The following is an 18,331-nucleotide window of genomic DNA, read 5'->3' on the forward strand; positions in this document are numbered from 1 at the left end:
GGCTTATACTACCAGAAGTAGCCTGGTCCGTAAAAGCCTCCGCCATATCCATAGCCGTAAGGTCCGTATGCGTAAGGGCTAGTGCCTATCGCCAGCAGATCGAACAGCACTAAGGGAATGATGGCGCTTGTTTTTACCGTTTTACCTTTTTGGGATGCCAGCACCAGCTCATTGCCTTTAATCCGAAGCAATTTGCCTTCAACGACGGTTCCATCTTTTTTCAGCGCATAAACCTGTTTGCCAATCAGTTTTCTGGCCTGTTCTTTCCGTACAGCCGATTTCAAAAGACTCCACCTGCCTCTCTCATTGCGAATATTCAAAAGTCACTGCTCTGTATCTTACGAATAAAAACCGGATAGTGATTGGATGCTTGCCATTTGTCCACACAAAATGAGCGGCTGTCCACATACAAAAAAACCGTGAGGAACAAATCATCCTGACGGTCCTTATTGGCGGTAACATAAATCCTCTATATTTGCCTGGCAAATTTATACTTTCCATTAGCCCAAAAAACCCCCTTTCACCCGCAGGCAAAAGAGGGCCGCTCACACGCTGATCTGCACGTTCAAGCTTTGCGGAGCCTTCCCAGCTCGGTTGTAATGGCTTCCATCTCGCTTATGCTAAAAGAGCTTTTGTCACGCACCATCTCATAAAGGTCTCTCAAATCCTCGTACTTTTCCTCGTCAAAGTTGGACGCTTTCAGCGCCGCACCGGTGGCCATCCGCAGCTTTTTCTTTATCTCCTCGATCATGAACTCGATATTGCCCGTCGAACCGTTCGATAAATCCATTTCTCTCCACCCTTCCCTGCCAATAGGACACCCGAATTACGCATCCGCCGCTGCAGTCAGCTTTTGGCTTTATTATACCATGTTTACCCGCAAAATACTTCCGACACCCGCAAAGCGAAGCAAAAGCTCCAAAGATTAATCCCACCGCTTTGCGCTTCAGCCCCGCAGTACCTGCCCCTCTACACAGGAACTTCAAAATTACCACACAAAAATTTCACATGCTCCTCCGCCATATGCTTTACCTGCTCGTAGGTCTGTCCGGTCTGAATTTTGTACGAGATGAATCCGTGCAGCGACATAAACAAGCTCCAGGGAAGAGACTCCGATTTCAATTCCCCGACAACCGATGCAAAAAGATCCAGATAATGCACCTGCTCACTGCGTGAATAGCGCTGGAGCTCAGGTTCATTGATAATGAACATCATCTCGTAATGCTTGGGGTTCTCCAGCCCGAATCGTATAAATTCCAGCATCATCTGCTGAAGGCAGGGAACTCCGGAATCCTTCGACTTCCTGATGAGCTCCCTGTGTTTCTCCAGCAAGCCGTGAAAGTCCTCCATAACCAGCGCGTACAGCAGCTCGGCTTTTTCCCTGAAATGATAATAAAGCGCGCCGTGGCTGTAGCCCATCTCTTTGGCGATTCCCCGCATGGTTAAGGACCGATAGCCGTGTTTATGGAACAAATGCCTGGTTCCTTCGAGTATTCTTTCTTTGCTAAGCTCCTGGCTCACTGCCTTCCTCGCCATTGATATTCACCCAACCTCTCTACCCTTTTGGTAAAATCGCATGTGCGATATATCTGCTTTGTCCGGTTTCTACCACGCTCTGTCCCTGGGTCAAATCCGTCATCCACTCTATAAAATCCGGCGCCTCCTCTGCAAGAGGAAGACAGCTTAAAGTAACTTTGTCCGTAAACCGGGTGTTACCCATCCGCATGTCACGATTTCTCAGCTCATTCTCCACTTTTCCGAGCCAGTTGTAATCGATTTCAATGAATACTTCGGCATGCAGCACCATTTGGACAGCTTCCGCTGCGGCGACAGCCGCCACTGCACCATCCGTGTACGCCCGAATCAGACCGCCGGCACCCAGCATGATACCGCCAAAATAACGAGTGACTACAACAGCAACATTCTTCAATCCCTGGTTCTTGATCACTTCCAGAATCGGTTTGCCGGCCGTCCCGCTCGGTTCCCCGTCATCCGACTGCTTCTGGATCTCATCCTTTTCCCCGATCATATAAGCCGAGCAGTTATGGGTCGCTGAGCTGTGCCGCTTTTTGACGGCCTCGATGAAGGATACAGCCTCTTCTTCTGAGGCAACGGGCTGGGCACAACCGATAAACCTTGATTTCTTGATGACGATCTCCGATTCTGCAGGACGGCTCACCGTTTTGTACTGTGCAATGATACGAATCCCACCCTTTTTCTTCTGCACTCTGCCCAAAAAACTATTTTCATTATTTTAACGCTACAAAGCGTTAATGTAAATCATTAATTATACGTCTCACGATCCAACTGGCTGGGCCGATCCGGCCGAAGGATGTAGAACGTCATTTTGAGATCGAACATAGGACGGCGGTTCTGATGTTAAGAGTTTTATGTGTAAAAGGCTGGCTTCTCCCTTCTTTATGCCGCAGTGGTGAAAGGGTCGTCCGGTATGTGCTGGCCCGCGGCATGCTGGATTACTTTGATTAACGGGAAAACATCCTGCTTTTTGTTTGCCTGATTGCTTTTTTATGCAAATAGATGGAAAATCTCCCGTTAATTCAATCCCTCTCAGTCTATTATTAGAATAACCGCTGATATTGATGGAGGTTTTCCAGGTAAATGCAGCTCTAACTATATCGAACTCAAATTAAATGGATGATTTCCATTAATTTTTCCCTACCTGCAGTTCTCCTGCGCGTGGCGGCGCTGCACGGCGGGCGGTCAAACCGAAATACCGCTGAAACTGAATCGATGCTGCACGATATAAGGGCGGGGGCGTAAAGGCGATCTTCTGCATAGGAAAAGGGGGGATTTGCGCAAAAAACGTCTCCCAGTGGACGAATGTATCTAAACCCTCATTTATCCATGCAACTGCCCAGGTACCCGAAGGTACCTTAGCAGTTACAAATTATCGACACTTTATCCACAGCAGTCGAAAATGATAATTTCCTATACAAAAAAAGAGAGCGGTTCTCTCAAAAGAGAACCACTCTGCCGGCGCCCACCGGTTTAGCCGTTTAATCTTGCTTCCAGCTCCGCCTTTTGCTTTTCGAAGCCGGGCTTGCCCAGTAAAGCGAACATGTTCTTTTTGTAAGCCTCGACGCCCGGCTGGTCAAACGGATTGACACCCAGCAGGTAGCCGCTGATGCCGCACGCTTTTTCGAAAAAGTAAACCATGTATCCGAACGTGTACGGAGTCATGTCGGGAAGCGTCACGATCAGGTTCGGCACCCCGCCGTCCGTGTGGGCAAGCATCGTACCCTGGAAAGCTTTCTTGTTGACGAAATCCATCGTTTGGCCGCTTAGGAAATTGAGCCCGTCCAGATTTGCCGGATCCGTGCCGATCTCGATCTCGTGTGGAACCTCGGCCACCTGGATCACCGTTTCGAACAGCGTGCGGCTCCCCTCCTGAATAAATTGGCCCATGGAGTGCAGGTCCGTCGAAAAATCCACCGAAGCCGGATAGATGCCTTTGTAATCTTTCCCTTCGCTCTCGCCGTAGAGCTGCTTCCACCACTCCGATACAAAATGAAGCGACGGTTCGTAGTTGACCAGAATTTCGATGCCTTTGCCTTTACGGTACAGTGCGTTGCGCACGGCGGCGTATTGGTAGCTTTCATTTTCCTTCAGGTCCGGGTTGGAATAAGCGACTCTGGCGTCCGCCGCGCCCTTCATCATCTCCTCGATGTCGATTCCTGCAGCCGCAATCGGCAGCAAGCCGACCGCCGTCAATACGGAATAACGTCCGCCCACATCGTCAGGTATGATGAAAGTCTCGTAGCCTTCTTCGTCAGCCAGTGTTCTGAGAGCGCCTTTTGAAGCGTCGGTTGTGGCGTAAATGCGCTTGCGGGCCGCTTCTTTGCCATATTTGTTCTCAAGGACGTCGCGGAAAATGCGGAATGCGATAGCCGGCTCGGTGGTGGTGCCCGACTTGGAGATCACGTTGACCGAGAAATCCTTGCCTTCAAGAAGCTGCAGCAGATGAGTCAGGTAAGTGGAGCTTATGTTATTGCCCGCGTAATAAATGGCCGGCGTTTTGCGCTGACCGTGCGGCAGGTTGTTGTAGAAAGAATGGGAAAGCATCTCGATTGCCGCCCTGGCTCCCAAGTAGGATCCGCCGATCCCGATCACTACCAAAGCCTCGGAGTCCGATTGAATCTGCTTGGCAGCCTTCTGTATGCGGTCGAATTCTTCTTTATCGTAATTGACCGGCAGGTCGATCCAGCCCAAATAGTCCGATCCTGCGCCAGTACCGTTATGTAATTGCTCGTGTGCCGTACGTACTGCGTCCGTCAAATAATCGACTTCATGCTGCCCGATAAAAGACAAAGCTTTGCTGTAATCAAAATGAAGCTTTTGCGTCATAGTGAAGCCCTCCTTCAGATTTTTACATATTCATAGAATACTTACAATCCTTAGCAAAAGCAAGTTAAGTGTACACAAAGAAAACCAGTCCTTCCCCAGCCTGTATTCAAAATGCTACAATGGGATTACCATTCATACGAGGTGATTGCATTGAAGACAATCGGGTTTATCGGTCTTGGCACGATGGGAAGTCCCATGGCGACGAATCTGCTTAAAAAAGGCTACTGCGTCACTGTATACAACCGAACAGCGGAAAAAGCGGATGAATTGGCCGCCCTGGGAGCGAGGAAAGCGGAAACGCCCGCAGAGGCGGCCGGCAAATCGGATATTTTAATTACGATGTTAAGCAACGATTCCGTTCTGCTTGAGGTGTTCCATGGAGAGAACGGCATAATGAAGGGAGTTCGGGAGGGGCAAATTATCATCGATTCCAGCACCGTTTCTCCCGCTGCGAGCCAGAAGCTGCACCAGGAGCTTGCGGCTTCGGGCGCAGCCTTCCTGGATGCGCCTGTGACCGGAAGCAAACCGGCCGCTGAGCGCGGCACGCTGATTTTCATGGTCGGCGGGGACGCTGAAGCATTGGAGGACAGCCGGGAAGTGCTCTCGGCAATGGGCAGCAAAATCATCCATATGGGCCCGTCCGGGTCCGGCTCCTACGCCAAGCTGGCGCATAACACGATGGTCGGCATCAACATGGCGGGCTTGGCAGAGGGGCTCGCCATCGCCACGCGGGCCGGCCTTGACCCCGAAGCTTTCCTGCAGGTCGTGCTGAACGGCTCCGGCAACAGCAGGCAAGCGGAGCTAAAAGGAAGCAAGATCGTAAACCGCGACTTCAGTACCCAGTTCTCCCTTGGCCTCATGCTGAAGGATCTGCTGCTGGCCTCCGATCTGAGCGGTCAGTTCCAGCTGCCCACGCCTATGCTGAAGACGGCCTCTTCGCTGTTCCAGATGGGCTACAGCAAAGGGCTCGCTGACTCCGACCTCTGCTCGGTGATACAGTGCTACGAGGATTGGATGAAGCTTCAGGTGATCAAGCGCGAGGAAGACGAAGGCGAAGCCGAATTCCAAGAGCGCCGCAAAAGTGTGCGAATACCGATGAACGTGAAGCTGCTGCTTGCCGTCCACCAATGGGAGCAGGAAGGCTCTTATTCCGGCCAGACAATCGAAGGAACACTGACCGACCTTTCCGATGCGGGTATGCAGATCGTTTCTTCCATCCCGCTGTCCGAGGACATGTTCGTGGTCATCCATTTTCCTCCGGATGCGGAGCTGCCGCCGATTACGAGTAAAATCATCCGCGCGGTAGTCAAGGGCGGCCAGTATACATACGGCTGCATGATCTCCGGAATGACGCCTTATGTGCGCATCAAACTGGAGCAGTATCTGCGCAAAGTTTCGCAGTAAAGCGGAGCGGCCGCGGAGAGTAGCGTGTGCTGGTTGCACAACGCTTATCTACATTTATCCACAACCGCCGAAAATCATAATTTCCTATACAACCAAAAACCGGTGTGCGCATAATGCGCCGCACCGGTTTTTTTTGAAAAGCAAAGCCGAACTGGTCGGTCATGACTGTTTTTATTCCTCGATGTATGAGCAGCAGTAGTCGGTGACCGAGAGTACTTCCAGACTGAACTGGCCCTTGCCGGGAGCCGTAAATTCCCCGGATCCTCGGATCTCCAGCCATTCAGGCTGGTCCGGAAGCTTGACCCTCAAGTCTCCGCTCACAATTTCCATATGCTCTTTGAGGTCGGTGCCGAACACGTACTCTCCCGGAAGCATGATGCCTAAGGTTTTCTTAGTCCCGTCTTCGAAAAGTATGGTGCGGCTTGTTACTTTACCCTCAAAATAAACGTTAGCCTTCTTCTGTACTGTAACTCCTTTAAACTGATCCATTGTCGGTTCCTCCCCACGATTCACCATTGCATTGGCATGACGCTGACGGCATCGATCCCGGCTTACAAAACCGGACGCTGCGGCGTGTTACAGCAGAGCCTTGACTTTGGCTACCACGTTATCTACAGTGAAGCCGTACTCCTGGATGACACGGTCGCCTTTACCGGATGCTCCGAACGTAGTGATTCCCAGAACATCCCCCTGGTCTCCGACATAACGCTCCCAACCCAATGGCTGAGCCATTTCAATCGCGAGACGGGCTTTCACATCCGGCAGAATGACGGACTGCTTGTACTCCTTGGACTGCTTCTCGAACAGTTCAAGGCTCGGCATCGAGACGACACGGACCTGAATGCCTTCTTCCGCAAGCTTCTTCTGTGCGGCTACAGCCAGCTGCACTTCCGATCCGGTAGCGAGCAGCTGTGCCTGCGGCTTGCCATTGGGCGCTTCCGACAGCACATAAGCCCCGCGCTTCAGGTTCTCTCTGGCTAATTCGGCACTGCCTTCGAGAATAGGCAGGTTCTGGCGTGTCAGCACCAGAGCAACCGGTCCTTCCTGATTCTCGATAGCATAGCGCCAGGCTTGGGACGTTTCGTTGCCGTCTGCGGGACGCAGCACGGTAATCCCTGGAATGACGCGCATAGCCGGCAGCTGCTCGATCGGTTCGTGCGTCGGTCCGTCTTCGCCGACGCCGATGCTGTCATGCGTCAGCACGTAGATGACCGGCTGCTTCATCAGTGAAGCCAGACGGACGGCTGGGCGCAGGTAATCGGAGAAGACAAAGAAGGTGGCTCCGAAGATCCTCACTCCACCGTGCAGCGAAATTCCGTTCATGGCCGCTGCCATCGCAAATTCACGGACACCGAACCAAATGTTGCGGCCGGAATAATTCTCGGCATGGAAGACAGCGGCGCCTTTGATTTCCGTATTGTTCGAAGAAGCGAGGTCTGCGGAACCGCCGAACAATGTGGGAAGATTCTTGGCGATGCCGTTCAGTGCGTTGCCTGAAGCAACGCGGGTCGCCATCGCCTTATCGGTTGGCGCATAAACCGGAATATCGGCATCCCATCCCTCGGGAAGTTTTCCCGCAGCCGCCATATCGAACTGCTTGGCCAGTTCCGGATGCGCTTGGCGGTACTGCTCAAGCATGGACTTCCATTCTTTCTCCGTCCGGATTCCCTTTTCTTTCACTTCGTTGTAATGCTCCCGCACTTCTTCCGATACATAGAAATCCGGGTGATCCGCCCATTGGTACACCTCTTTGGTCAATTTCACTTCGTCCGGTCCGAGCGGGGAGCCGTGAGTTCCTCCGTGTCCGCCTTTGCCCGCCTTGTTCGGTGAGCCGAAACCGATCGTTGTTTTCACTTCGATCAAAGTCGGACGGTTCGTCTCCACCTTGGCCGCCTCGATAGCACGGTTGATGGCGGCAAGATCGTTCTGCTCCTCCACGCGAAGCACCTGCCAGCCGTAAGCCTCAAAACGCTTCTGCACATTCTCGCTGAACGCCATGCTTAACTCCCCGTCCAAAGAGATGTCATTGGAGTCGTAAAGCATAATCAATTTGCCCAGCTTGAGGTGGGCCGCCAAAGATGCCGCTTCGGAAGATACACCCTCCATCATGTCCCCGTCGCCGCAAAGTGCAAAGGTATAGTGATCGATCACATTAAAGTCATCCTTGTTATATGTAGCCGCCAAATGGCTTTCAGCCATCGCCATGCCGACAGCCATCGCCACCCCTTGTCCCAAAGGACCGGTTGTTGCATCCACGCCTGCCGTGTGGCCGAATTCCGGATGGCCCGGAGTTTTGCTTCCCCACTGGCGGAAATTTTGAATCTCCTCGATCGGCAGGTCGTATCCGCACAGATGCAGCAGCGCATACAGCAGCATAGAGCCGTGCCCCGCAGAAAGCACAAAACGGTCGCGGTTGATCCACTGCGGATTGGCCGGATTATGCTTCATCTGCTGAGTCCACAGTACATACGCCATAGGCGCGGCTCCCATTACAATCCCCGGATGGCCGGAATTCGCTTTTTCGATCGCATCGATGCCTAAAGTTCGAATCGTGTCAACGGCAAGCTGTTGCACCGTTTTTTTGGTTACAGTCATGAAACTAAAACCTCCTCTAAATTGTAAATCCTTGTCTGCCTGCGCAATAGCATTATTGTATCATTTGCTTTGAGGCTTCGCCACAACAACCTGGAAAAGCATGCTCAAACGGTTATTGCTTAATCGATGTCGCAGCCGTTTTTTTTAATATACAACAATTTCCGGCAAATAAAAAACCCGCTAGTCCAGTGCCTTAACGGGCTGTGGTATAATGTGGTTAGGGAAGCTTCAAATGGATTGAAAAGTATTCGCCTGCTTGTGAAACGCTCAACTTTAATTGTATAAAATACAATGCTTCCCCTCCAGCCCATAGAGGAGATAATCAAATTCGCCAAATCCTGTCTATTCCACAAAAAAAGCCCCGAAGGGCTTCTTTCTAATGCTTTTCATGCTTTTCATGCTTTTTCAAAAAAATGTTACCCACATAAAAAGCTATCGCAGTTAATTAAATACTACCGTTTTATTCTCGAACACGAGAATACGGTCCTCCACGTGCCATGAAACGGCCCGGGCCAGCACGGTGCGTTCGATCACGCGGCCGATCCGCTTCAAGTCCTCGACGTTGTCACGGTGGCTAACGCGCTGGATGTCCTGCTCGATGATCGGGCCCCCGTCCAGCTCTTCCGTCACGTAGTGGGCGGTTGCCCCGATAATCTTCACGCCCCGGTTATACGCCTGCGCGTAAGGCTTGCCGCCGACAAAAGCCGGGAGAAAGGAATGATGAATGTTAATCACCCTATTGCGGTAGTGCTCCAGAAACTTCGGCGAAACGATCTGCATGTACCGGGCAAGCACGATCAGGTCGATGCTTTCATCGATGATCTCAAGCTGCCGCCGCTCGGCTTCGGCCTTGGTGTCAGCCGTGACAGGGATATAGTGGAAAGGAATCCCCATCGATTCCACGATATCTCTCATATCCTGATGGTTGCTGACCACCATTGCAATGTCTGCATTGAGGTCGCCCGCCTGCCACTGCCACAGCAGCTCCAGCAGACAATGATCCTCCTTGGAGACGAACACGGCGATCCGCTTCTTCTTGGCGGCCGTCGTCAGCTTCCACTCCATCCGGAACCCCTGCGCCACCGCGGCGAAGCTTGAACCAAGCTCCTCCAGCCGTTCCTGAAGCAGCTCTAGGTCAAACTCGATGCGGATGAAGAACATCCCGCCTTCCGGATCCATCGTATACTGGTCGGACTGCACGATATTCGCACCCTGCTCAAACAAAAATCTCGAAACCGCCGCGACAATGCCCGGTTGGTCCGGACAGGAAATGAGCATCCTCGCCCTCTTGCTGTAATCGATCCCCTGCTTGCGGTCTCTTGCGGTACTCATGGAACCCATCTGACTGAACTCCTCCATCCATTCGTGCGGCTTTTCATTTGACGCCGCTGTTCTAGACATTATAAATTCCAACTAAACGGTCTGCAAAGCTTCTTCCCCCGACAGCCATACGGTAATCCGCTGGTTCACCTGTTCTTCCGACAGCTCAGGGAACAATCCTTCGTCCTCCACCATATCGTACAAACGTTCCATCGGCTCGCGCTTGTCTTCCTTTTTCGCTTTCGCGTCATTCTTCAGCAAATCCCATGTCGTTAAAATATATGCGCGTGAATCGATCTCATTCTTTTTAAAGAAATCTCCCAGTTTCTCCACATCCGCCACGAATCCTTCGCCGAACCGCTCCTGCACTTTCCCGCTTAGGAGCGCGATCTCCACCTCATACATCGGGCGTTGCTTCTTGTCGTCCTTGCCTATCCAGGGAGTCTCCAGAATCATCGGCAGATGAGCCAGCTTCTCGTGGCCCACCAGCGCATTCATCGCTTTGAAGCCGATCATCCCTGCGCCCACCGGAGCGTGGCGGTCCTTGCCGGCGCCTCTCGGATTCTTGCTGTCGTTCAAGTGAACCACAGCCAGCCGGTTTAAGCCGATAATGCTGTCAAAATGCTCCAGCACCCCGTCCAGGTTGTCCACAATGTCATAGCCAGCGTCATGGATGTGGCAGGTGTCCATACAGATGGTGAGACGCTCGTTATGAGTCACCTTTTCTATAATCGAAGCCAGCTCTTCAAAGCTCCTTCCGATTTCAGTCCCTTTGCCCGCCATCGTCTCCAAGGCAATATTAACATTCGTCTCCTTCACTCCATCCAATACTTCGTTCAAGCCTTCGGCAATACGGGCGATGCCGTACTCCGGGTCCTTTTCCGTGTAAGCTCCGGGATGCAGCACGATGTTTCGGACCCCCAGATAATGCGTGCGGTGAATCTCCTGCTGCAGGAAACGGACCGCGAGCTCGTACGTATCCTCCTTGAACGATCCCAGGTTGATGATATACGGCGCGTGGACCACGATTTCGTCAATTCCGTGCTTGTCCATCAAAACCTTGCCTTCCTCGACGGACATATCTTCTATAGGCTTACGGCGTGTATTCTGCGGTGCGCCGGTATAAATCATGAAAGTACCCGAGCCGTAGGAAATCGCCTCCTCTGCGGCGGTAATCAATCCTTTATTGGAAAAAGAAACGTGTGAACCAATCTTTGGCATACCAGCATGCCTCCTTTACAATTTAGCACTGCCTCTTATTTTACTAGCAATCTCGAAATAAATCTAGAAATAAGGTATAATGTTGCCGAGGTGAACTATCTTGAGCAGTGCTCCTAGCGTTCCTTTTATGTGGTTTATCTTTTTCTGGGTATTTGTGCTGGTTGCGTTTATCTCGGTCGGCGGCTTTTTTATGTTCCGCAAATTTCTCAAAGTGCTCCCCATGGCGGACGGCAAGTCCAAGCTGGATTGGCAGAACCATTATGTAGAGGCTTCGAGAGAGCTGTGGACCGACGAGACAAAGGAATTCCTCGATGTGCTGGTTTCTCCCGTACCGACGCCGTTTCGTGACATCGCCAAGCATTCGATAGCCGCCAGAATCGGCCAGCTCGCTTTGGAGCGGGGCGCGAAAGAAGTAACGAAAGCGCACTGTCTGGAAGGCTATATCCTGGCTACTCCGAAGAGAGACTACAACAGCTTAATTTCATTTCTGGAAAAAAATAACATCGATTACAGCCCGTATAAGCACCTGCTCGGCTGACCCGTTACAGACTGCGTTTTAGGAAAAAGCTTGGCGACGTCCGTTGAAGTAAAGCAAACTATTGCGCGTGGGAAGAAAAGGGTACGGGGCACCAGCGGTGTTGTATCGTGTTTCTTGATGAGGTTAAGCATCGGGAAAAATGACACTAAAGGCGGCAAATGAACTTAACCACCTCACACCCTTTTTCTTTTTTTGAATTTACTCCGGACTTCCCGCTTCCTGCATTATTTACCGGTTGCTCCCACAGAATTTCCCCTGACGGGACTAATCCAGTCGCTTTCCTCAAGCTGTCCTCCCTCCCCTGACTATTTCCCGAAATTAGAGGAATTTTATTCCGCTAATGCGGTATTGTGGATGCTCCACTCCTCCGGATGGGGCCGGGCAGCGGTTTCATGAATTTTTACAACCCGCTGCAGCAGCCGACTTGCTACATCTATATGCCGCCCATAAAACAAAATATCCCTCCTCCCGTGCAGGGAAGAGGGTTCTACAAAGTAGAAGAAAAATTTATCCGTAATTGCAAACCAAGTGTTCTCCATACACTTCGTTTACTAAATCTTATTATAAAGCATTGTTCGTTATAACGAAACGCACAAATATTGGCAGTCACATCCGTTCGGAAACGACCTTTGCCTGTGTGAACAGCAGCAAGTAGTCACGTCCTCCCGCTTTTGAATCCGTCCCCGACATGTTGAAGCCGCCGAAGGGATGGACGCCGACCAGGGCTCCCGTGCATTTGCGGTTGAAATAAAGGTTGCCTGCATGGAACTGCTCACGGGCCTTTTCCAGATTCGTCCTGCTCAGCGAAAACACCGAGCCGGTCAGGCCGTAATCGGTATTGTTGGCGATCTCCAGTGCATGCTCGAAGGAAGACGCCCTGATAAAAGCGAGCACCGGCCCGAATATTTCTTCCTGGGCTATGCAGGCTTCAGGATGCACATCCGCGAAAACGGTCGGCTCGATAAAATACCCCGACTCGTCTCCCGTGCCGCCTCCGAGCGCCAGCCGTCCTTCCTTTTTCCCGATTTCGATGTATTGCTGAATTTTCTTGTAGGCGTTGTTGTCAATCACGGGCCCGGTGAAGCACGCTGGATCTGCGGGATCGCCGACACGCAAAGCCTGAGCGCGCGACACAACTTTGTGCAGCACCTCGTTATACACAGAAGAATGAACAATTGCGCGCGAGCAAGCGGAACATTTTTGGCCGGAGAAGCCGAAAGCGGAAGCGGCGATTGCCTCGGCTGCAAGCTCCAGGTCGCTGCCGCTGTCCACGACAATGGCATCCTTGCCGCCCATCTCCGCGACGACCCGTTTGATCCACTTCTGGCCCGGCTGGGCGCGGGCGGCCCTTTCATTGATGCGCAGCCCGATCTCCCTCGAACCGGTGAAAGAAACGAACCGGGCCAGCGGATGGTCGACCAGCGTGTCTCCGATTTCGCCGCCCGCCCCCGGTAAATAATTGACCACGCCGTCAGGCAGGCCCGCCTCATCAAGCAGCTCGACGAACTTCGCCGCTATGACGGGGGTGGGGCTGGCCGGCTTCAGCACCACCGTATTGCCTGCCGCTACGGCAGCCATGGTCATGCCAACCGTAATCGCCAACGGGAAATTCCAGGGAGGGATCACAATGCCGACGCCCAGCGGAATATACGTCAGCTCGTTATCCTCGCCGGGAATCCGGGTGAGCGGCTGCCTGCTTCCCAGCCGCTCCATCTCGCGGCCATAAAATTCCAGAAAATCGATCGCCTCAGCCGTATCCGCGTCGGCTTCCTGCCAGCTTTTGCCGGACTCCAGCACCATCCAGGCGGAGAATTCATACTTTCTCTGCCTTAGCAGCGCCGCCGTTTTGTATAAATAGCGCGCTCTTTGGCCGGGCTTCACCCGCGACCATGACGCATAAGCCTCCGCTGCCCTGCTAACGGCTTTGTCCGCGAGCGGCTTATCGGCCTGGTATACTTCCCCGATCACCTGCGAAATTCGCGCCGGATTGATGGAAGCGGATTTGCGGCCGGTGAGAATACGCTCCCCGCTTATAATAACGGCATACTCCTGTCCAAGCTGCCGCGTAACCTGGTCTAATGCGGCCCGGAAGGATTTTTTATTGTCCCCGTCTGTGAAATCGGTGAAAGGTTCGTTGCGGAACGGCTCCATCATGTTCTCTTTCATCTCCCTTGCGAATTTCTGGTGCGCTGCGGTGTCTACTAATATGTATGACACATATATAGAAATTAGCAGGAAATAATCAGGACGCCACTACGACGGAAAATGCACTGGAATGAACAAACATGGATAGGAGTTCGAGCATATGGATTTTAAAACAAGAATATTTCGCGGAATGCTGCTGGCTCTTGCAGGGAATAAAGCCGCCGAAGCGGCTGCTCTCAAGTTCGGAATGAAGCTGGGCGCAGGAAAATTCGTTGCCGGGGAAACTATGGAAGAAGCGATGCAGGCGGTCCGTCTGCTGAACGAACAGGGGATACACGCCACCTTAGACTATTTGGGCGAAGGAGTCTCGGATTTATGGGAGGCGAGGACATGCCGGAACGAGTATATAAAGCTGCTGGAAGCCATTGAACGGGAAAAATTGCGCTCCAATGTTTCGCTAAAGCCCACGCAAATGGGCCTCGCTCTGGATCGGGAAGCGGCCTTCGCGAATATCCGCAGCGTCGTTGTGCGGGCCCGCGAGTTGGGCAATTTTGTAAGACTGGATATGGAGAACAGCCCCTACACCGACGGTACGATAGACATTGTGAGACGCCTTCACCAAGAAGGGCTGGGCAATGCGGGCGCCGTCATTCAAGCCAGCCTGTACAGGTCCCACGAGGATGCGAGGCAGCTGACGGACGTAGGAATCAGTCTCCGGCTGGTAAAAGGCGCTTATAAAGAGCCTGAGAATATCGCTTACCGTGAGATGTGGGAGGTGAACTACAATTTCCGCAGGCTGATCGCCGCGTGTTTGGACAGCGGTGCCTATACGGCAGTGGCGACCCATGACGAGGAGATCATCGAATGGACCAAGGCATACGCCGGTAACATAGACAGCTCACGCTTCGAGTTCCAGATGCTGTATGGAATCAGGACCGGGCTTCAGGCCCACCTCGCTTCCCAAGGCTATAAGGTTAGATGCTACGTTCCTTACGGCCGTATGTGGTACCCGTATTTTGTCAGGCGTCTGGCGGAGAGGCCGGCGAATGTATGGTTCGTATTGAAAAATATGGCCAAAAGGTAAGCATAAAGGAGGATCCCAGTGACACAGACGAAAAAGATTATCGAAGAAACGGAAAAATACGGCGCTCCCAACTATCACCCGCTCCCCGTCGTCGTCGCCAAAGCCTCCGGCGTGTGGGTCGATGACCCGGAGGGCCGCCGCTATATGGATATGCTCAGCGCGTATTCCGCGCTCAATCACGGCCACCGCCATCCGCGGATCATTCAGGCACTGAAGGATCAGGCCGAGCAGGTGACTCTGACGTCGCGGGCCTTTTACAGCGAGCCGCTCAGCCGCTTCTATGCGAAGCTCGCCGCCTATACCGGTAAACCGGCGATTCTGCCGATGAATACAGGAGCCGAAGCGGTGGAAACCGCGGTCAAAGCGGCTCGGCGCTGGGGTTACAGGCACAAAGGCATTCCGGACGGACGTGCGGAAATTATCGTCTGCGAAGGAAATTTCCACGGCCGCACCGTCACCGTCACCTCCTTCTCCTCCACAGAGGAGTACCGCGACGGCTTCGGCCCGTTCACACCGGGCTTTCGCCTCATCCCTTACGGCGATCTCGAGGCGCTGCGCGGAGCCATAACACCCGACACGGCGGCCTTTCTAGTAGAGCCGATTCAGGGCGAAGCGGGCATCGTCATTCCGCCGGACGGCTACCTGCGGGAAGCCCGCGAGCTGTGCCGCCAGCACAAAGTGCTGTTCATGGCGGATGAAATCCAGACCGGCTTCGGGCGCACCGGAAAAGCGATGGCCTGCGATTGGGAAAGCGTCGTGCCCGATCTCTACATTCTCGGCAAAGCGCTGGGCGGCGGCGTCTTGCCTGTTTCCGCCGTAGCCGCCGACCGCGAGATTCTCGGCGTGTTCACACCCGGCGCGCACGGCTCCACCTTCGGCGGCAATCCGCTCGGCTGCGCCGTCGCGTGCGCCGCCTTGGAAGTGCTCGCAGAGGAAAAGCTAGCCGAACGGTCCCTTACGCTCGGCGCCTATCTCCTCGGGCGGCTGCGGACAATGACTCATCCCGCCATCAAGGAAGTCCGCGGCCGCGGCTTGTTTATCGGCGTCGAGCTTACAATCGCGGCCCGCCCCTTCTGCGAAGCGCTCAAAGAAAAAGGCCTCCTCTGCAAGGAGACCCACGAGAACATCATCCGCTTCGCCCCGCCGCTCGTCATTACGAAGGAGGAGCTGGACTGGGCCATGGAGCGGATCCACGATGTATTCGCAGTTCCGTCAGAATAAATCCAGCTGCCTGGGAGCAAGTCCGTCATAGTCCAGGCCCAATAAGGAAATCAGCTGCCTGGCGTTAGCCGCCGCGTGGCCGCCTGAATTGTTGTTGAAGATGACGCACAATTGCTTCGTATTCTCCAACAGCCGCTGCAGATTGTCCTTCCACTCCAGCAGCTCTTCTGCGCTGTAACGGTACAGATATCGCACCTCCCGCCAATTGTCCTGACCGTTCCGGTTCCATCCCTGGACGTTGCGTCCGTGGAACCTTACCACCGTCAGCTCTTCGTGTGTCGGATGAAGCACAGCGGGAATCGAGCCGATGCCGGCCTGCGGTTCGTCGCAAACGCTGTGAATCCAGCCCTCCCGCTCCATAAAGGCCAGCGTCTTCTCCCTCATATTCGGCGTAAACCAGCTCTGGTGTCGAAACTCCAGCGCGGCGGGCAGGCTCTCCATCATCCTTTTGGCTCCCCGCAGCGTGTCCACGTTCTCCCACGTGCAATCAAACCAAGGCGGAAATTGGAACAGGACGGCCTTCAGTTTCCCGGAATCTACAACCGGTGCGATGGATTTTTTAAACTCCCGGAACATTTCCTCCGGGTTGTCGTAAGGAATCTTCCCTCTTAGATGCCCCGTCATTCCCTGATATGCCTTGATGAGAAAGCCAAAGCCGGGAGGCGTCTCCTCCACCCATTTAGTGTAGTTTCTCTGAGGCTGCACCGCATAGAACGAGCTGTCCACCTCCACCGTGGGAAAATACGCGCTGTACATTTCCAGCTTGCTTCGGCCGCCGGTTCCTTCCCCGTACAGGTCCGCATGATCTCCCCAGCCCGCCAACCCTATTTGAATCGAATTCTTCTCCATCCGTAAAAACCACCCTGTGTTTCCAAAGTGAGACAGCCTTCAAGGCTTATGCCGTAAAATGCAGGCGGACGTTGGCACCTTCTTCTATTTCCTTTACTCCAAAGACGCCGCTCTGTCAACATCCTGGCCTGGTTATATTTCAAAAATAAGCATCGGACTCCCGAAAAAAAGTACCTCTAAAAGCAAGCAGTAACAATGCGACGGACAGAATCCGATATAAAAATAGAACCAACGGTACATAGCCATTAATTTGGAGGGATAACCATATGAAGCTCGCTTCTACTCTCGCAGCCCTGCTGCTGCTCGCCTTCCTTGCGCCGCTGTCTCCCGTCCGCGCCGCGTCAGGCTTCATCGACATCGATGATAAACAGTACGCCTGGGCATTGGATTCAATCAACTTCATGAAAGACCGGAACGTTATCAACGGTTATCCGCCCGACGGCAAATTCAATCCGGCCAGGGGAGTGTCCCGCGCGGAATTGACTGCGATGATCCACCGCCTTTTCGATAAATACCGGCCGAACCTGGGCGCCGCAAACAAGCTCACCGGCTTCAACGATGTGCCGGCGGATCATTGGGCTTATAATGACATCTCCGACTTGTACGACGGTACGTTTGTTAACAACGGCTTATTTTATGACCCCGATACGGGTAAGCTGCTGTTTCAGCCGGACCGTCAGGTAAGCCGGTATCAGTTCGCAGAGTGGATGGGAGTGTTCTTTGACGGGGCTTTGGTCAATCATGTGGAGAACGGCAATGCGGTGTGTTCCGTGATCACATCAATGAAAGATGTGGAGTTCAAGGTATTCGCCCGTCAAGAGGATCAAAGCGGCGCGGTGCAGGCGGACGGAAGATATGGGACCACGGGTCGCGCGGTGGACGGTTCCTTGTACGGCAAAAGCGCCATCTATCCGATTTACATGATCAAGGATACAACAGGCTGCAGCATCACCGACGACGTCTCCGCGATTAAAGCGCGTGCCTTAGCCGGATTGCATACGAGCGGCATACTGACCGCCGACGCGCAGGGAAAATTCAAGCCGCAGTCAGCCATCTCCCGGGCGGAGGCTGTGACGATCCTCCAGCGGATCTTCAATTACCTGTCCGCCAAAGGTGTCATCGGACAGTATTCCAGCTTCCCTCCGGCTCCGGTGTTCACAGCCGCGCAGCCGCAGCCGAAACAGCCAAATTCCGCGAGACCAGTCCCTGACTATCCGGGGCAGAACCCGAGCCAAACGCCTTCTCCGGTGCAGGCCTTCGACGGAAAGGGAGGCATTGTGCAGGACCTTTACAAGGATGGGGAGATTAATACTGCAATAAACACAGCCGGCTACACTTCGGTTACCCTGTCCATCGTGTCCAACGATAAGGTGGATTTGAACCTTCTGTTCGACGGCAAACAAGGCTTCCTGCACTCGGAAGAGCTGCCCAAGACGATTCCTTTAAACGGCATTCAAAGCATGACCCTGATCACCCAGCTTAGAGACGCCAAATCCAACCGTCCCAGCGGGTATTATTTATCCAGCTTGATCGTCAAGCTAAATAAATAAGACTGCCGCCGGAAGAGCATGGCGATGAACTGACAAATC

At 53.2% G+C, this 18,331-nt stretch carries 17 protein-coding genes; 5 read left to right on the forward strand and 12 right to left on the reverse strand.

Annotated elements, in window-relative coordinates:
• Nucleotides 1-8: 8 nt before the first annotated feature.
• The 5 genes from ACZ5N7_RS12185 to ACZ5N7_RS12205 form a co-directional block, all read right to left on the reverse strand.
• On the reverse strand, nucleotides 9-284 hold the full coding sequence (locus ACZ5N7_RS12185) for a hypothetical protein (RefSeq protein ID WP_464654469.1): 276 nt from the start codon (nucleotides 282-284) through the stop codon (nucleotides 9-11).
• A gap of 281 nt (nucleotides 285-565) precedes the next feature.
• On the reverse strand, nucleotides 566-790 hold the full coding sequence (locus tag ACZ5N7_RS12190; RefSeq protein ID WP_464654471.1) for a DUF1128 domain-containing protein: 225 nt from the start codon (nucleotides 788-790) through the stop codon (nucleotides 566-568).
• Between the two features lie 179 nt (nucleotides 791-969).
• On the reverse strand, nucleotides 970-1,536 hold the full coding sequence (locus ACZ5N7_RS12195; RefSeq protein ID WP_464654473.1) for a TetR/AcrR family transcriptional regulator: 567 nt from the start codon (nucleotides 1,534-1,536) through the stop codon (nucleotides 970-972).
• 19 nt (nucleotides 1,537-1,555) lie between these two features.
• Nucleotides 1,556-2,200: a YigZ family protein gene (locus tag ACZ5N7_RS12200; RefSeq protein WP_464659258.1), complete on the reverse strand. Its 645-nt coding sequence runs from the start codon at nucleotides 2,198-2,200 to the stop codon at nucleotides 1,556-1,558.
• Between the two features lie 809 nt (nucleotides 2,201-3,009).
• Nucleotides 3,010-4,365, reverse strand: a complete 1,356-nt coding sequence (locus ACZ5N7_RS12205) for a glucose-6-phosphate isomerase (RefSeq protein ID WP_464654475.1) — start codon at nucleotides 4,363-4,365, stop codon at nucleotides 3,010-3,012.
• Between the two features lie 111 nt (nucleotides 4,366-4,476).
• Between ACZ5N7_RS12205 and ACZ5N7_RS12210 the strand changes: the two genes are divergently transcribed.
• Nucleotides 4,477-5,769 (forward strand): NAD(P)-binding domain-containing protein, encoded by a 1,293-nt coding sequence (locus ACZ5N7_RS12210; protein WP_464654477.1) that lies wholly within the window; start codon nucleotides 4,477-4,479, stop codon nucleotides 5,767-5,769.
• 171 nt (nucleotides 5,770-5,940) lie between these two features.
• Here ACZ5N7_RS12210 and ppnP read toward each other — a convergent pair whose 3' ends face one another.
• The 4 genes from ppnP to ACZ5N7_RS12230 form a co-directional block, all read right to left on the reverse strand.
• The gene (ppnP, locus tag ACZ5N7_RS12215; protein WP_464654479.1) at nucleotides 5,941-6,258 is read right to left on the reverse strand and encodes a pyrimidine/purine nucleoside phosphorylase; all 318 of its coding nucleotides are present in this window, start codon (nucleotides 6,256-6,258) and stop codon (nucleotides 5,941-5,943) included.
• Nucleotides 6,259-6,345: 87 nt separating this feature from the next.
• Nucleotides 6,346-8,364 carry a transketolase gene (tkt, locus tag ACZ5N7_RS12220; RefSeq protein ID WP_464654481.1) on the reverse strand — a complete coding sequence of 673 codons (2,019 nt, stop codon included), beginning with the start codon at nucleotides 8,362-8,364 and terminating at the stop codon, nucleotides 6,346-6,348.
• 441 nt (nucleotides 8,365-8,805) lie between these two features.
• Nucleotides 8,806-9,705 carry a formyltetrahydrofolate deformylase gene (purU, locus tag ACZ5N7_RS12225; protein ID WP_464654483.1) on the reverse strand — a complete coding sequence of 300 codons (900 nt, stop codon included), beginning with the start codon at nucleotides 9,703-9,705 and terminating at the stop codon, nucleotides 8,806-8,808.
• A 72-nt stretch (nucleotides 9,706-9,777) separates the two neighbouring features.
• A complete protein-coding gene (locus ACZ5N7_RS12230; RefSeq protein WP_464654485.1) occupies nucleotides 9,778-10,905 on the reverse strand; it encodes a deoxyribonuclease IV in 1,128 nt (375 codons plus the stop codon).
• A gap of 127 nt (nucleotides 10,906-11,032) precedes the next feature.
• Here ACZ5N7_RS12230 and ACZ5N7_RS12235 point away from each other — a divergent pair, with 127 nt between their 5' ends.
• Nucleotides 11,033-11,443 carry a DUF2621 family protein gene (locus ACZ5N7_RS12235; protein WP_464659260.1) on the forward strand — a complete coding sequence of 137 codons (411 nt, stop codon included), beginning with the start codon at nucleotides 11,033-11,035 and terminating at the stop codon, nucleotides 11,441-11,443.
• 329 nt (nucleotides 11,444-11,772) lie between these two features.
• Here ACZ5N7_RS12235 and ACZ5N7_RS12240 read toward each other — a convergent pair whose 3' ends face one another.
• Both ACZ5N7_RS12240 and pruA read right to left on the reverse strand, forming a co-directional pair.
• Nucleotides 11,773-11,898, reverse strand: a complete 126-nt coding sequence (locus tag ACZ5N7_RS12240) for a hypothetical protein (RefSeq protein WP_464654487.1) — start codon at nucleotides 11,896-11,898, stop codon at nucleotides 11,773-11,775.
• 151 nt (nucleotides 11,899-12,049) lie between these two features.
• Entirely contained in the window at nucleotides 12,050-13,597 is a 1,548-nt protein-coding gene (gene pruA / locus ACZ5N7_RS12245) for an L-glutamate gamma-semialdehyde dehydrogenase (protein WP_464654489.1), read from the reverse strand.
• Nucleotides 13,598-13,748: 151 nt separating this feature from the next.
• Here pruA and ACZ5N7_RS12250 point away from each other — a divergent pair, with 151 nt between their 5' ends.
• Nucleotides 13,749-14,672, forward strand: a complete 924-nt coding sequence (locus tag ACZ5N7_RS12250) for a proline dehydrogenase family protein (protein WP_464654491.1) — start codon at nucleotides 13,749-13,751, stop codon at nucleotides 14,670-14,672.
• A gap of 18 nt (nucleotides 14,673-14,690) precedes the next feature.
• The gene (locus ACZ5N7_RS12255; RefSeq protein ID WP_464654493.1) at nucleotides 14,691-15,893 is read left to right on the forward strand and encodes an ornithine--oxo-acid transaminase; all 1,203 of its coding nucleotides are present in this window, start codon (nucleotides 14,691-14,693) and stop codon (nucleotides 15,891-15,893) included.
• Here the strand turns inward: ACZ5N7_RS12255 and ACZ5N7_RS12260 are convergent.
• Nucleotides 15,885-16,742 carry a DUF72 domain-containing protein gene (locus ACZ5N7_RS12260; protein WP_464654495.1) on the reverse strand — a complete coding sequence of 286 codons (858 nt, stop codon included), beginning with the start codon at nucleotides 16,740-16,742 and terminating at the stop codon, nucleotides 15,885-15,887. The two genes, ACZ5N7_RS12255 and ACZ5N7_RS12260, sit on opposite strands and share 9 nt — an antisense overlap.
• A 266-nt stretch (nucleotides 16,743-17,008) precedes the next feature.
• Between ACZ5N7_RS12260 and ACZ5N7_RS12265 the strand changes: the two genes are divergently transcribed.
• Nucleotides 17,009-18,292 carry an S-layer homology domain-containing protein gene (locus ACZ5N7_RS12265; protein WP_464654497.1) on the forward strand — a complete coding sequence of 428 codons (1,284 nt, stop codon included), beginning with the start codon at nucleotides 17,009-17,011 and terminating at the stop codon, nucleotides 18,290-18,292.
• Nucleotides 18,293-18,331 lie beyond the last annotated feature (39 nt).

The sequence above is a fragment of the Paenibacillus sp. JCM 18996 genome, from assembly GCF_055392555.1.

What these genes read in the sequence shown, in the direction of transcription:
- ACZ5N7_RS12190 (WP_464654471.1), bottom strand. Translation starts at nt 790, where the DNA reads ATGGATTTATCGAACGGTTCGACGGGCAATATCGAGTTCATGATCGAG.
- ACZ5N7_RS12195 (WP_464654473.1), bottom strand. Translation starts at nt 1,536, where the DNA reads ATGGCGAGGAAGGCAGTGAGCCAGGAGCTTAGCAAAGAAAGAATACTC.
- ACZ5N7_RS12205 (WP_464654475.1), bottom strand. Translation starts at nt 4,365, where the DNA reads ATGACGCAAAAGCTTCATTTTGATTACAGCAAAGCTTTGTCTTTTATC.
- ACZ5N7_RS12210 (WP_464654477.1), top strand. Translation starts at nt 4,477, where the DNA reads ATGCTACAATGGGATTACCATTCATACGAGGTGATTGCATTGAAGACA.
- ppnP (WP_464654479.1), bottom strand. Translation starts at nt 6,258, where the DNA reads ATGGATCAGTTTAAAGGAGTTACAGTACAGAAGAAGGCTAACGTTTAT.
- tkt (WP_464654481.1), bottom strand. Translation starts at nt 8,364, where the DNA reads ATGACTGTAACCAAAAAAACGGTGCAACAGCTTGCCGTTGACACGATT.
- purU (WP_464654483.1), bottom strand. Translation starts at nt 9,705, where the DNA reads ATGGGTTCCATGAGTACCGCAAGAGACCGCAAGCAGGGGATCGATTAC.
- ACZ5N7_RS12230 (WP_464654485.1), bottom strand. Translation starts at nt 10,905, where the DNA reads ATGCCAAAGATTGGTTCACACGTTTCTTTTTCCAATAAAGGATTGATT.
- ACZ5N7_RS12235 (WP_464659260.1), top strand. Translation starts at nt 11,033, where the DNA reads ATGTGGTTTATCTTTTTCTGGGTATTTGTGCTGGTTGCGTTTATCTCG.
- pruA (WP_464654489.1), bottom strand. Translation starts at nt 13,597, where the DNA reads ATGATGGAGCCGTTCCGCAACGAACCTTTCACCGATTTCACAGACGGG.
- ACZ5N7_RS12250 (WP_464654491.1), top strand. Translation starts at nt 13,749, where the DNA reads ATGGATTTTAAAACAAGAATATTTCGCGGAATGCTGCTGGCTCTTGCA.
- ACZ5N7_RS12260 (WP_464654495.1), bottom strand. Translation starts at nt 16,742, where the DNA reads ATGGAGAAGAATTCGATTCAAATAGGGTTGGCGGGCTGGGGAGATCAT.
- ACZ5N7_RS12265 (WP_464654497.1), top strand. Translation starts at nt 17,009, where the DNA reads ATGAAGCTCGCTTCTACTCTCGCAGCCCTGCTGCTGCTCGCCTTCCTT.